Source organism: Pseudooctadecabacter sp., from assembly GCF_965657175.1.
In the GTDB taxonomy this organism is placed as follows: Bacteria; Pseudomonadota; Alphaproteobacteria; order Rhodobacterales; family Rhodobacteraceae; genus Octadecabacter.
In genome coordinates, this window is record NZ_CBFHNH010000010.1 from 53541 (window position 1) to 66205 (window position 12665).

Genomic DNA, 12665 nt, shown 5'->3' on the forward strand with positions numbered 1-12665 from the left:
AGATCGATGAAAGACTTGAATTTGACCGAAAGAAGTAAGCTGATGTCCGACACCAAAATCTCCGCCAAAGGCGTGCAGGTCTATTACGGCGACAACCATGCCATTAAAGACGTGAACGTCGACATCGAAGACAAGACCGTCACCGCCTTCATCGGCCCGTCGGGCTGTGGCAAATCCACGTTCCTGCGCACCATCAACCGCATGAACGACACGATCGATATCTGCCGCGTCGAAGGCGACATCCTGATCGACGGCGAAGATATCTATGACCCAGCCGTCGATCCGGTGCAGTTGCGCGCCAAGGTGGGCATGGTGTTCCAGAAACCTAACCCGTTTCCGAAATCCATCTACGACAACGTGGCCTACGGCCCCAAAATCCACGGGCTGGCGCGCAACAAGGCCGAGTTGGATGAGATCGTGGAAAAATCCCTGCGCAAGGCAGCCCTTTGGACCGAAGCCAAGGACCGCCTGAACGCGCCCGGAACGGGGCTGTCGGGTGGCCAGCAGCAACGTCTGTGCATCGCGCGGGCCATCGCGACATCGCCTGAGGTCCTGCTGATGGATGAACCCTGTTCGGCGCTTGACCCGATTGCCACAGCCCAAGTCGAGGAACTGATCGACGAATTGCGCCAGTCCTTCAGCGTGGTCATCGTCACCCACTCCATGCAGCAGGCCGCGCGGGTCAGCCAGAAAACGGCCTTCTTTCACCTCGGCAACCTCGTGGAATTCGGCGAGACCGACAAGATTTTCACCAACCCCGAAGACCCCAGAACGGAGAGCTACATCTCCGGCCGGATCGGGTAAGGAGCAATTATGAACGAGCATATTTCATCCGCCTTCGACCGCGACCTTGAGACCATTCAAGCGCTTGTCGTCAAAATGGGCGGCCTCGTGGAAAACGCCATTCTTGAGGGCGCGAAATCCTTAGAGACCCGCGATGTGGAACGCGCAGAGGTTGTCCGCAAGGGCGACAAGGTCATCGACGCGCTGGAAGAACAGATCAACGAAGAAGCCGCACGCGTCATCGCCCTGCGCGCGCCCGTGTCCAAGGACCTGCGGTCGCTGTTGTCCGTGCTGAAACTCGCCTCCAGTCTCGAACGCATGGGCGACTACGCCAAGAACATGGCCAAACGCACGTCGCTTTTGGCCGAAATGCAGCCCATCAACGGCACGGACGCGGCCCTGCGGCGGATGTCCAAAGAGGTGCAGGCGATGCTGTCCGACGCTTTGGATGCCTACGTGCGCCGCGATGCGGATCTGGCCGAAAGCGTGCGCCAGCGCGACAGCGAAGTGGACCAGATGTACAACGCGCTGTTTCGTGAATTCCTGACCTTCATGATGGAAGACCCGCGCAACATCACGGCCTGTATGCACATGCATTTCATCGCCAAGAACGTGGAACGCATGGGCGATCTGGTCACCAATATGTCCGAACAGGTCATCTATATGGTCACCGGTGAAATGCCCGACGAAGACCGCCCCAAGATGGACCATACCGCCACCATGCAGGCGGAGGGCTGATCCCATGTCGCAGCCACATGTTCTCATCGTTGAGGACGAGCCCGCCCAGCGGGAGGTGCTGTCCTACAATCTGGAGGCCGAGGGGTTTCGCACCACCAAAGCCGAAGACGGCGAACAGGGGCTGATGCTGGTCGAGGAAGACGCGCCCGACGTGATCGTCCTTGATTGGATGCTGCCCAATGTGTCCGGGATTGAGGTCTGTCGCCAACTGAAGACCCGCAGCGACACGCGAAGTATCCCGATCATCATGTTGTCTGCCCGCTCGGAAGAGGTCGACAAGGTGCGCGGCTTGGAAACGGGTGCGGATGACTATGTGGTCAAACCCTATGCGGTGGCTGAATTGCTGGCGCGGGTGCGCACGCAGTTGCGCCGCGTGCGGCCCTCGACCGTGGGGCAGGTCCTGACGTTTGAAGACATCCAACTGGATTCCGAAACCCATCGCGTCACGCGCGACACCGCTGAGATCAAGCTGGGCCCGACAGAGTTTCGCCTGCTGACAACCTTCATGGAGAAACCCGGCCGTGTCTGGAGCCGTGAACACCTGCTGGATCGGGTCTGGGGACGCGACATTTACGTCGACACCCGCACGGTCGATGTCCACATCGGACGATTGCGCAAGGCGTTGACACAGCACGGCGGCACAGATCCCGTGCGCACGGTGCGCGGTGCGGGCTACGCCTTAGGCTAGGGGCCAAACCCTCAAGGAGGGTTTGTGGGGACAATTTCTTACTTAAGAAATTGCGCGCTAGCCGGCGGCGGCGCGTTCGTCGGCGGCCGCTTTCTTTGCCGTGGCCCGTGTGATCAGCGACGCGGTAATGACGCCCAGCGTCACAATGCCGATCATGATTGTGCTGAGCGCGTTGATCTCAGGCGTGACGCCCAAGCGCACGGCGGAGAAGATTTTGATCGGCAAAGTCGTGGCCGATGGCCCGGCGGTAAAGGACGCGATCACCAGATCATCAAGGCTAAGCGTGAAGGCCAGCAACCACCCTGAAATCACCGCCGGCATGATGATCGGCAAGGTCACGGAGCGGAACGCGTCAAAAGGCGTGCAACCCAAATCCAATGCGGCCTCTTCCAGCGATTGATCGAAACTGACCAACCGCGATGTGACGACCACGGACACGTAGCACATGGCAAAGGTGGTATGCGCCAGCACGATCGTGAAAACGCCACGGTCCAAGCCGATGGCGATGAAGAATAAGAGCAGCGACAGGCCGGTAATGACCTCAGGCATGACCAGCGGCGCGTAGATCATGCCACTGAAGAGCCCACGTCCTTTGAACCGACCGGCGCGGACCATGGCGTATGCCGCCATGGTGCCCAACACAGTGGCCAAGGTCGACGACCAGAAGGCCACCTTGATCGTGACCCAGGCCGCATCCAGAAACGCATCGTTCTGCCACAGCTCCCCATACCATTTCGTCGAAAACCCCGCCCAGACTGTCACCAGACGGCTTTCGTTAAAGCTGTAGATGATCAGGATCAGCATCGGCAGGTAGAGAAACGCAAAGCCGAAGGTCAGGGACGTCGCGTTGAACCATGAAAACCGCCTCATTGGTCCGCCTCCTGATTGCGTTGAAACAGCACGATGGGGATGATCAGGATCAACAGCAGGATCACCGCCACAGCGGAGGCCACGGGCCAGTCGCGGTTGTTAAAGAATTCTTCCCACAGGACTTTGCCGATCATCAGCGTGTCCGATCCGCCCAAAAGCGACGGGATCACGAATTCGCCCAAGGTGGGGATGAAGACCAGAAAGCACCCCGCGATGATGCCGGGTTTGGACAGGGGGGCTGTGACCAGCCAGAAGGCAGACAGGGCGGTGCAGCCCAGATCCTCGGCCGCCTCCACCAGACTGTCGTCCATCTTTTCCAGTGCCGCATAAATCGGCAGCACCATGAACGGCAGGTAGGTGTAGACGATGCCGATGTAGACGGCGATGTTGGTGTTCAGGATCGTCAAAGGCTCCGCTATGACGCCAAGCGACAGCAGAAGTTGGTTGAGGTAGCCTTCAGTGCTCAGGATGCCGATCCATGCGTAGACGCGGATCAGAAAGGACGTCCAGAACGGCAGGATCACCAGCATCAGCAATGTGGGCCGCCAGTGGGACGGTGCCCGCGCCATGGCGTAGGCGATGGGATAGCCGATCAGCAACGTCAAAAAGGTCGAGATCAGCGCGATTTTCAGCGACGACAGATAGGCCGCGAAATACAGGAAATCCGGCACGTCGACAAAGGACTGAAGGGCAGGGAACAGCAACGCCAGAACCGCCACCACCAGCGCCACATTGACCAGGGCCACCGCCAGCGCCGTCAGTGCGGCAGCGGCTGTGTCAAAGAACCCATTCGGCGTGTCCGGCACCAGTGCACGGCGCACGCGCGGGTAAACGATGCGGAACATGACCGCGCAAAGAACGATGCCCGCGAAGCCGGCAAAAACCGCACCCGCGCCGATAAAGGCATAGTTTTCCAGATCAAGACCCGCGACCATCGTCCAGAACCCGTCTTTCAGGGTCGGCGTATAGGGCGGGATCGCCAGTGCGATATCACTGAGAGAGATTTTCAGAACGATCCCGAAAGGCACCAGAAAGAACACCAGAAGCCAGATATATGGCAGCAGGATCAGGACCTTACGGCTCATTGTGAAAGCACCACGCCTGCGGTGTCCGTCCAGCTGAGGTAGACGTGATCCTCCCACGTGAGGTTCCGGCGAGAGATGCGCCGCGTGTTCGTGGCCTGCGCTTTGACGATCAATCCGGGGGCGACCTCAACATGATAGGTGGAGATGTTGCCGAGGTACGCAATGTCGAGGATTTTGCCCTCCATCACATTGGCGGCCTCAGGTTTTTCGGCAGAAATCGCGACCTTTTCGGGCCGGATCGCAAATTGCACGGTGCTGGCGGCAGGTGGTGGTGTGTCGGCGGTGGCTTTGATCGGGTCTTCCGTGGGGGACCATTTGATCGCCACAGACGTAGGGTCCGCGCCCTTTGGCTGGACCTCAACCGTGCCTTCGATCAGGTTCACATCCCCGATAAAGTCCGCCACGTAAGCGCTTGTCGGGGCTTCATAAATCTGGTCCGGCGTGGCCACTTGTGCAAGGTTGCCATCGACCATCACCGCCACGCGGGAGGCCACGGTCATGGCCTCTTCCTGGTCATGGGTTACAATGACAAAGGTCGTGCCGGTGCTTTCTTGAATATCCATCAGTTCAAACTGCGTCTCGTGACGCAGCTTTTTGTCCAAGGCACCCAAAGGTTCGTCCAATAACAACAGCTTGGGCGCTTTTGCTAAACTGCGCGCCAAGGCCACACGTTGCCTTTGGCCGCCCGATATCTGATGTGGTTTGCGCTTGGCGAATTTGCCTAGCTGGGTCAGTTTCAGCATCCGTTCGACCCGGTCGCCGATCTGGTCTTTGGGCATGTCGGATCGTTTGAGGCCAAAGGCGATGTTTTCCCAGACGGTCAGGTGGGGGAACAGCGCATAGGACTGGAACATCATGTTCACGGGCCGCTCATTGGGCGGCACCGGCCCGATATCCACACCGTCCAGAATGATCGACCCTTCGGTGGGTTTTTCAAACCCCGCGAGCATCCGCATCAACGTGGTTTTGCCACAGCCCGACGGCCCCAAAAGGGCAAAGAATTCCTTGGCATAGATGTCCAAGGTCAGGTCATCGATCGCGGTGAAATCACCAAACCGTTTGGTGACATTCTTGAACTGGATCAACGGCACTTCGGCCGGATCATCCCACGGGGCAAACACCGCATCAGGTCTGGGCTGCGCCATCATATCTCTTTCAAAAGGAAAACCCCGCGCCGATAAAAGCGCGGGGGATCAATGGCTTATTGGCCGGACTTGATGCGTGTCCACAGACGGGTCACGTCGCGCTGAACGCGCGCCGGATAGGGCCGTGTGATGTAGAGGTTCTCAAGCGTGGCCTCATCTGGGTAGACCGCAGGGTATTCAAGGATTTCGGGATCGATGAATTCCTGTGCGGCCTCGTTCCCGCTGGCGTACCAGACGTAGTTGGTGGCAGCGGCTGCGTTTTGTGCATCAAGGATGAAGTTGATGAACGTATGCGCGCCTTCGGGGTTGGGCGCATCCACGGGGATCGCCATCTGGTCAAACCACATCTGCGCGCCTTCCACTGGGATCGCATAGTCGATCTCATTGCCGTTCTCGGCCTCGGCTGCGCGGAACTGTGCAAGGAACACGTCGCCAGACCAGCCCACGGCCACGCAAATGTCGCCGTTGGCCAGCGCTGTGATGTATTCGGAGCTGCCGAATTTCTGGATGTAGGGGCGCACGCCGGCAAAGACGTCTTCGGCTTTGGCGATGACCTCGGGCTCGTGGCTGTCGGGGTCTTCGCCGATATAGTTCAGCGCGGCGGGGATCATCTCGGTCGGGGCATCAAGGAAGTGCACGCCGCATTCGGCCAACTTTTCCATGTTGGCGGGATCAAAGACCAGATCCCAGCTGTCGACGGGGGCGTCTTCGCCCAAAATCTCAGCGACCTTGTCGATGTTGTACCCGATGCCTGTGGTGCCCCACATGTAGTTCACCGAATATTCGCCGTTCGGATCATACTGATCCGTACGTTCCTGAATGGTGTCCCACAGGTTTGCGTGGTTGGGCAGTTGCGCCAAATCCAGCGGCTGGAAGGCACCGGCGGTGATCTGGCGCTGCAGGAAAGTGGCCGAGGGCACGACGACGTCATAGCCGGACCCGCCAGACAGCAGTTTCGTTTCCAGCACCTCATTGCTGTCGAACACGTCGTAGATCAGATCAATGCCGGTTTCGTCTTCGAACTGTGTCAGCAGGTCTTCGTCGATATAATCGGACCAGTTGTAAACGCGGACTTCTTCGGCGGCAGCCATGCCAGCTGTCAAAGCAGCGGCGGCGATGCCGGACATCAGATATTTGGTGGTCATGAGTGGTTTCCCTGTCAAAAGAATGCAGCACTTTGGCTGCTTGCAAAGTGACTATGAAAGGCGCAATCGGGTTTTGCAATATGGCGCGCACGCTGTGTGATCTGCGACGTGTTGTTTTGTTTGACACTGCTGTGGGTCCAAATAAGCTGCTGAAAAACCGTGCAGGCTTTGCCCGGCCTCTTTCAAGGACATCCGCGATGAACGTTATTTCCAACCACATGCCCACGGCTGATTTGCAGCGGCTGGATGCGGCCCATCACATGCATCCGTTTACCGCCGGGGCGGAACTGGCTGAAAAGGGCGCGCGGGTGATTACATCGGCCGATGGGGTGATGCTGACCGACAGTGAAGGGCATCAAATCCTCGATGCCATGTCGGGGCTGTGGTGCGTGAACATCGGCTATGGTCGCCGTGAACTGGCCGATGCGGCGCAGCGTCAGATGATGGAACTGCCCTATTACAACACGTTCTTTCAGACGACCCATGTGCCTGCGATTGCCCTGTCGGCTAAGCTTGCCGAACTGGCCCCACGGGACCTCAACCATGTGTTCTACGCGGGGTCCGGGTCTGAGGCGAACGACACCAACATCCGCCTTGTCCGCCATTACTGGGCGCAAAAGGGCCAGCCGGACCGCAACATCATCATCAGCCGCTCCAATGCCTATCACGGGTCCACCTTGGGCGGTGGGTCATTGGGCGGCATGTCGGGCATGCAAAACCAAGGCGTGCCGGTGATCCCTGGCATCCATCACATCGACCAGCCCGATTGGTGGTCCGAAGGCGGCGACATGTCGCCAGATGACTTCGGCATCGCCCGTGCGCGCCAGTTGGAGGAGGCGATCCTTGCCCACGGCCCCGACCGCGTGGCCGCGTTCATAGGGGAGCCGGTGCAGGGTGCAGGCGGTGTGATCGTGCCGCCCAGCACCTATTGGCCGGAAATTCAGCGCATCTGCGACGAATACGGCATCCTGCTGATCGCGGATGAGGTGATTTGTGGCTTTGGCCGAACCGGCCATTGGTTCGGGTCCGAGTATATGGGCATCCGGCCCCACATCATGACCATCGCCAAGGGTCTGTCGTCGGGCTACGCGCCCATCGGCGGGTCGCTGGTCTGTGATGAGGTGGCGCAGGTGGTGAACAACGCAGGTGATTTCAATCACGGCTACACCTATTCTGGCCACCCCGTTGCCTGTGCCGTGGCGCTCGAAAACCTGCGCATCCTGCAAGAGGAGCGGATCGTCGACAATGTCCACGACAAGATCGCCCCCTATCTTGCTGATAAATGGGCACAAATGACTGATCATCCTCTTGTGGGGGAGGCCAAGATCGTGGGCATGATGGGGTCCATCGCCTTGACGCCCCAGAAAGCCAGCCGCGCCAAATTTGCCGCCGACGCAGGCACCGTGGGCCTGCATTGCCGCACGCGCTGTTTTGCCAACGGGCTTGTGATGCGTCATGTTGGCGACCGGATGATCATCGCCCCGCCGCTGGTGATCTCTGAGGGGGAAATCGACACGCTGATTGAGCGTGCGGTGCAATCATTGGACGAAACTTATGACCTGATCCGCGCCGAAGGGCTGTATCAGGCTGCCTGATGGACCTGTTGACCGCCAATGACCGTGCGGGGGAATACCCTGCGTCCTATTATGCGGCCACGGCCACACCGCTTGACCCGTTTCCAGCCGCCAAGGGTGCTGTCCGCTGCGATGTCTGTGTGGTCGGGGGCGGTTATTCGGGCCTGTCAGCCGCATTGCATCTGACGCGGGAGGGCTATGACGTGGTCCTGCTGGACGCGCAGCGCGTGGGCTTTGGCGCGTCGGGGCGCAATGGCGGGCAGGTGGGCACCGGCCAGCGGATCGGACAAGATGATCTGGAAGAGATCGCGGGCCGTGATCAAGCCCGCGCCCTGTGGGATTTATCTATTGAATCCGTGAACTTGCTGCGCAACCTTAAAGCAAAGTACGCAATAGACTGCGGCTGGTCCGACGGGATTATTGAGGCTGATCACAAACGCAAATTTGTTCCCCATTCCCACGCCTATGCCGAAAAACTGCAACGGGATTACGGCTATGACCTGATCCGCCCCGTAGGACGGGAGGAGATGCGCGAACTCGTCGGCTCACTTGCCTATCACGGTGGCACGCTCGATATGGGTGGTGGGCATATCCACCCGCTGCGCTTTGCCCTTGGGCTGGCGCGCGCGGCACGGGATGAGGGCGTGCGGATCTTTGAACACTCAAAGGTCACAGAGGTGACGTCTGACGCGAAGGTCGTCACGCAAGACGCTGATATCAGGGCAAAATACGTCATCCTCGGGTGCAATGGCTATCTGGGCGCGCTGAACACCGACGTGGCGGCGCGGGTCATGCCGATCAACAATTTCATCGCAGCAACCGCCCCCTTGGACGACCCAAAATCTGTTATCCGTGACAATCATGCCGTGGCCGACAGCAAGTTCGTCATCAATTATTTCCGTCTGTCCGATGACAACCGCCTGCTGTTTGGTGGCGGTGAAAGCTACGGCTACCGCTTCCCGCGCGACATTGCGGCGACCGTGCGCAAACCCATGGGCCAGATTTTTCCGCAGCTTAAAGACGTGCCGATAGATTATGCTTGGGGCGGCACATTGGGCATCACCATGAACCGCTTGCCGCATTTCGCACGGGTGTCGGACCGCGTGCTGTCAATCTCTGGCTATTCGGGCCACGGGGTCGCTCTGGCGACCTTGGGCGGCAAATTGGCGGCGGAGGCCGTGCAGGGGCAGGCGGAACGGTTTGATCTCTTCGCGACCTTGCCCAGCCCGCGCTTTCCGGGTGGTGCGGCGCTGCGGTCGCCGCTGCTTGCACTGGCGATGATTTGGTACGGATTGCGCGACAGGCTTTAGGGCAATCTGCTAGCGGCTTTTTTCACACAGTCTGCAATGACGCGGAACTGATCCGCCAAGGGCGACGTCTTGCGCCAGATCATCCCGATGGTGCGTTTGGGGCAGGGCGCGTCAAACCGCGCCACGGACACATTGGCCGACCGCGTTTCCACCGCAACGGCCATTTGCGGGATCAGCGTCACACCGATGCCAGCCCCAACCAGTTGCACCAGCGTGGAAAGCGACGACCCGTCCAACCCCTCACGCGGCAAGGCCGACCGCATAGAGCAAAACGCAAGCGCTTGGTCGCGAAAACAATGGCCTTCTTCCAGCAACAACAACTGCATCTTGGCCAAATCCCCTGCGGCGGGCACGGGGCGGTCGGCATCCACGTCCGCGCGGACCAGCACGAAATCTTCGTCGAAAATCGCGACCTCTTCGAACGACGGCTCTGACACGGGCAGGGCCACGATGGCCGCATCAATACGGCCTTCGCCCAGTTCCGTGATCAACTTCGGGGTGAGGGTTTCGCGGATGTGGATGTCCAACGTGGGATGATCACGGGTCAGATGGCCGATAAATGACGGCAGCAGATAAGGTGCAATCGTGGGAATCACGCCAATGCGCACACGCCCCGACATGGCCTCTTGGGACGACCGCGCCAAATCCGCGACCTCATCGACGGACCGCAGGATGGCCCGCACGCGGGGTGCCAAATCCTCCGCCAGACGGGTCAGACGCACCTGACGAGAGGCCCGTTCAAATAATTGCGCACCCAAGGTCGCTTCCAAATCCTTGATCTGCATGGACAAGGCCGGTTGGGAAATTCCGACCGCATCGGCGGCATGTCCGAAGTGCCGGTGTTCGGCCACGGCTTCGAAATAGCGCATCTGTTTAAGGGTCAGGTTATTCATAACTTTGTCTTATCGAAGCAATCAGAAAATACAAGTTCAACTAATGACGAAGCCTTGTTAGACCGATGCCAAATTCAACATCTGGAGGACCACCATAATGGACGGCACCGTCGAAAAAGACATGAACGATTCCCAGGCCAAATGCCCCGTGATCCACGGGCCGCGTCAGGCGACGGGCACCACGGCCAACCAGCATTGGTGGCCCAATGCGCTCAACCTCAAGCCGCTGCACCAGAACCATCCGGGCGGCGACCCGATGGGCGGCGATTTCGATTACGCCGAGGCGTTCAAGCAGCTTGATCTGGATGCAGTGATCGCAGACCTGACCGCGTTCATGACCGACAGTCAGGAATGGTGGCCCGCAGATTATGGTCACTACGGCGGCTTGATGATCCGTATGGCGTGGCACTCTGCCGGGACCTACCGTGTGGGCGATGGCCGTGGCGGTGCGGGGTCAGGCCAGCAGCGGTTTGCACCGCTGAACTCTTGGCCGGACAACGGCAACTTGGACAAAGCACGTCGCTTGCTGTGGCCGATCAAACAGAAATACGGCGCGAACCTGAGCTGGGCGGATCTGATGATCCTTGCAGGCAACGTGGCGCTCGAATCCATGGGCTTTGAAACCCACGGCTTCGCCGGCGGCCGTGCCGATGTGTGGGAGCCTGAGGAAGACGTCTATTGGGGTCCTGAAACCGAATGGCTGGGCGATGACGCCATGCGCTATGATGACCCGCGTGAATTGATTGGCAATCTGGCCGCTGTTCAGATGGGCCTGATTTACGTGAACCCCGAAGGCCCCATGGGCAATCCTGACCCGCTGCTGTCGGCCCATGACGTGCGTGAGACATTCGCCAAGATGGCCATGAACGACGAAGAAACCGTCGCTTTGGTTGCGGGCGGTCACACCTTCGGTAAAGCGCATGGTGCCGCCGATCCCGAGGCCTACGTCGGGTCCGAGCCTGAGGGGGCGGATATCGCCGAACAGGGCCTTGGCTGGAAGCAGGGCTTTGGTAAGGGCCACGGCGTGGACACCATCACCTCCGGCATTGAGGGCGCGTGGACACCAACACCAACCCAGTGGGACATGTCCTATTTCGACATGCTGTTCGGGTATGAGTGGGAGCTGACCAAATCCCCCGCCGGTGCGCACCAGTGGCAGCCCAAGGACCTTAAGGAAGAGGACATGGCCCCCACGGCGGACGGCGAAGGCAAAACCTTCATCATGATGACCACCGCCGACATGGCGATGCGCATGGACCCGGCCTACGAAAAGATCAGCCGCGATTTCCACGCCAATCCTGACAAGTTCGCCAAAGCCTTTGCTAAGGCGTGGTACAAGCTGACCCACCGCGACATGGGTCCATATGAGCTGGGCTTGGGCAAATACGTCCCAGATCAGCCTGAAAGCTGGCAGGACCCCGTGCCCGCCGTGACCCACGATCTGATCGCGGGTGCCGATGTGGACGCGCTGAAAGCGGCGATTGCGGACAGTGGTCTGACAGCGGCTGAACTGGTGAAAACCGCTTGGGCCTCTGCGGCGTCCTTCCGTGGGTCCGATAAGCGGGGCGGTGCCAATGGCGCGCGCGTCCGTCTGGACCCTGCGAAAAACTGGGCGGTGAACGATCCTGCAGAACTGGACAAGGCGCTGGCCAAGCTGGAAGAGGTCCGCGCGGCCTTTGGCAAGGACGTGTCGCTGGCCGACACGATTGTTCTGGCCGGTGGCGTGGGCGTTGAAATGGCGGCCAAAGCGGCAGGTCACGACATCACCGTGCCCTTCAACCCAGGCCGCACAGATGCCACGCAAGAGATGACTGATGTGGAAAGCTACGCTTGGCTTGAACCCAAGGCAGACGGTTTCCGCAACTACATCAAAAGCGGTGCGATCCGGTCTTCTGCCGAACATCTGGTGGACCGTGCGCAGCTGTTGACCCTCACTGCACCGGAGATGACCGTTCTGGTCGGTGGCCTGCGCGTGATCGGGGCCAACACCGGTGGCACGACGCACGGTGTGTTCACCGACACACCCGGCGCGCTGGACCAGTCGTTCTTCAAGAACCTGCTGGATATGAACACCGTTTGGGCCCCCAAAGGCGCGGACAGTGGCATCATGGAAGGCCGTGACCGTCAGTCCGGTGATCTGAAGTGGACCGGCACACAGGTTGATCTGGTCTTCGGGTCAAACTCCATCCTGCGGTCCTTGGCTGAGGTCTACGCCTCCGCCGATGCGGAGCAGAAGTTCCTCGATGACTTCGTATCTGCATGGGTCAAGGTGATGGAGCTGGCTCGCTTCGACCTGAAGTAATCCCAAATCACAGAACAAACGACGGCGTCCCGACCCATCGGGGCGCCGTTTTGCCTTTTAACGCGGGGTTTGCCCCTCAATATGACGATTCCCCATGGAAACGGCTGGCCAGCCTTGCTAGCAATTCGCATC

Annotated in this window: 11 protein-coding genes; 6 read left to right on the plus strand and 5 right to left on the minus strand. The window is 59.5% G+C overall.

Features of this window, described 5'->3' with window-relative positions:
• Positions 1-6 precede the first annotated feature (6 nt).
• The 3 genes from pstB to phoB are packed head-to-tail and all read left to right on the plus strand — an operon-like array spanning position 7 to position 2209.
• Positions 7-804 carry a phosphate ABC transporter ATP-binding protein PstB gene (pstB, locus tag ACTG36_RS10215; RefSeq protein WP_375280955.1) on the plus strand — a complete coding sequence of 266 codons (798 nt, stop codon included), beginning with the start codon at positions 7-9 and terminating at the stop codon, positions 802-804.
• Between the two features lie 9 nt (positions 805-813).
• A complete protein-coding gene (gene phoU / locus ACTG36_RS10220) occupies positions 814-1521 on the plus strand; it encodes a phosphate signaling complex protein PhoU (protein ID WP_296419164.1) in 708 nt (235 codons plus the stop codon).
• A 4-nt stretch (positions 1522-1525) separates the two neighbouring features.
• Entirely contained in the window at positions 1526-2209 is a 684-nt protein-coding gene (gene phoB / locus ACTG36_RS10225; RefSeq protein WP_375280954.1) for a phosphate regulon transcriptional regulator PhoB, read from the plus strand.
• A 57-nt stretch (positions 2210-2266) separates the two neighbouring features.
• Here the strand turns inward: phoB and ACTG36_RS10230 are convergent, their stop codons facing one another.
• The 4 genes from ACTG36_RS10230 to ACTG36_RS10245 are packed head-to-tail and all read right to left on the minus strand — an operon-like array spanning position 2267 to position 6454.
• Positions 2267-3079 carry an ABC transporter permease gene (locus tag ACTG36_RS10230; RefSeq protein WP_296419160.1) on the minus strand — a complete coding sequence of 271 codons (813 nt, stop codon included), beginning with the start codon at positions 3077-3079 and terminating at the stop codon, positions 2267-2269.
• A complete protein-coding gene (locus ACTG36_RS10235; protein WP_375280953.1) occupies positions 3076-4164 on the minus strand; it encodes an ABC transporter permease subunit in 1089 nt (362 codons plus the stop codon). The genes ACTG36_RS10230 and ACTG36_RS10235 overlap by 4 nt, the downstream gene beginning before the upstream one ends.
• Positions 4161-5312, minus strand: a complete 1152-nt coding sequence (locus ACTG36_RS10240) for an ABC transporter ATP-binding protein (RefSeq protein ID WP_375280952.1) — start codon at positions 5310-5312, stop codon at positions 4161-4163. The genes ACTG36_RS10235 and ACTG36_RS10240 overlap by 4 nt, the downstream gene beginning before the upstream one ends.
• A 53-nt stretch (positions 5313-5365) precedes the next feature.
• Complete coding sequence (locus ACTG36_RS10245) at positions 5366-6454, minus strand: polyamine ABC transporter substrate-binding protein (RefSeq protein WP_375280951.1); 1089 nt, start codon at positions 6452-6454, stop codon at positions 5366-5368.
• A 197-nt stretch (positions 6455-6651) separates the two neighbouring features.
• Between ACTG36_RS10245 and ACTG36_RS10250 the strand changes: the two genes are divergently transcribed.
• Positions 6652-8049, plus strand: coding sequence for an aspartate aminotransferase family protein (locus ACTG36_RS10250; protein ID WP_375280950.1), 1398 nt, complete (start codon positions 6652-6654; stop codon positions 8047-8049).
• Complete coding sequence (locus ACTG36_RS10255) at positions 8049-9338, plus strand: NAD(P)/FAD-dependent oxidoreductase (protein WP_439142208.1); 1290 nt, start codon at positions 8049-8051, stop codon at positions 9336-9338. Before ACTG36_RS10250 ends, ACTG36_RS10255 begins: the two co-directional genes overlap by 1 nt.
• Here the strand turns inward: ACTG36_RS10255 and ACTG36_RS10260 are convergent.
• A complete protein-coding gene (locus ACTG36_RS10260; protein ID WP_375280948.1) occupies positions 9335-10231 on the minus strand; it encodes a hydrogen peroxide-inducible genes activator in 897 nt (298 codons plus the stop codon). The genes ACTG36_RS10255 and ACTG36_RS10260 overlap by 4 nt on opposite strands.
• A gap of 97 nt (positions 10232-10328) precedes the next feature.
• On the opposite strand from ACTG36_RS10260, the gene katG reads away from it, so the two are divergent.
• Positions 10329-12533 carry a catalase/peroxidase HPI gene (katG, locus tag ACTG36_RS10265; protein ID WP_439142210.1) on the plus strand — a complete coding sequence of 735 codons (2205 nt, stop codon included), beginning with the start codon at positions 10329-10331 and terminating at the stop codon, positions 12531-12533.
• Positions 12534-12665 lie beyond the last annotated feature (132 nt).

Excerpts from the sequence above, each read along its gene's own strand:
- pstB (WP_375280955.1), top strand. The coding sequence starts at position 7 with ATGAAAGACTTGAATTTGACCGAAAGAAGTAAGCTGATGTCCGACACC.
- phoU (WP_296419164.1), top strand. The coding sequence starts at position 814 with ATGAACGAGCATATTTCATCCGCCTTCGACCGCGACCTTGAGACCATT.
- phoB (WP_375280954.1), top strand. The coding sequence starts at position 1,526 with ATGTCGCAGCCACATGTTCTCATCGTTGAGGACGAGCCCGCCCAGCGG.
- ACTG36_RS10230 (WP_296419160.1), bottom strand. The coding sequence starts at position 3,079 with ATGAGGCGGTTTTCATGGTTCAACGCGACGTCCCTGACCTTCGGCTTT.
- ACTG36_RS10235 (WP_375280953.1), bottom strand. The coding sequence starts at position 4,164 with ATGAGCCGTAAGGTCCTGATCCTGCTGCCATATATCTGGCTTCTGGTG.
- ACTG36_RS10240 (WP_375280952.1), bottom strand. The coding sequence starts at position 5,312 with ATGATGGCGCAGCCCAGACCTGATGCGGTGTTTGCCCCGTGGGATGAT.
- ACTG36_RS10245 (WP_375280951.1), bottom strand. The coding sequence starts at position 6,454 with ATGACCACCAAATATCTGATGTCCGGCATCGCCGCCGCTGCTTTGACA.
- ACTG36_RS10250 (WP_375280950.1), top strand. The coding sequence starts at position 6,652 with ATGAACGTTATTTCCAACCACATGCCCACGGCTGATTTGCAGCGGCTG.
- ACTG36_RS10255 (WP_439142208.1), top strand. The coding sequence starts at position 8,049 with ATGGACCTGTTGACCGCCAATGACCGTGCGGGGGAATACCCTGCGTCC.
- ACTG36_RS10260 (WP_375280948.1), bottom strand. The coding sequence starts at position 10,231 with ATGAATAACCTGACCCTTAAACAGATGCGCTATTTCGAAGCCGTGGCC.
- katG (WP_439142210.1), top strand. The coding sequence starts at position 10,329 with ATGGACGGCACCGTCGAAAAAGACATGAACGATTCCCAGGCCAAATGC.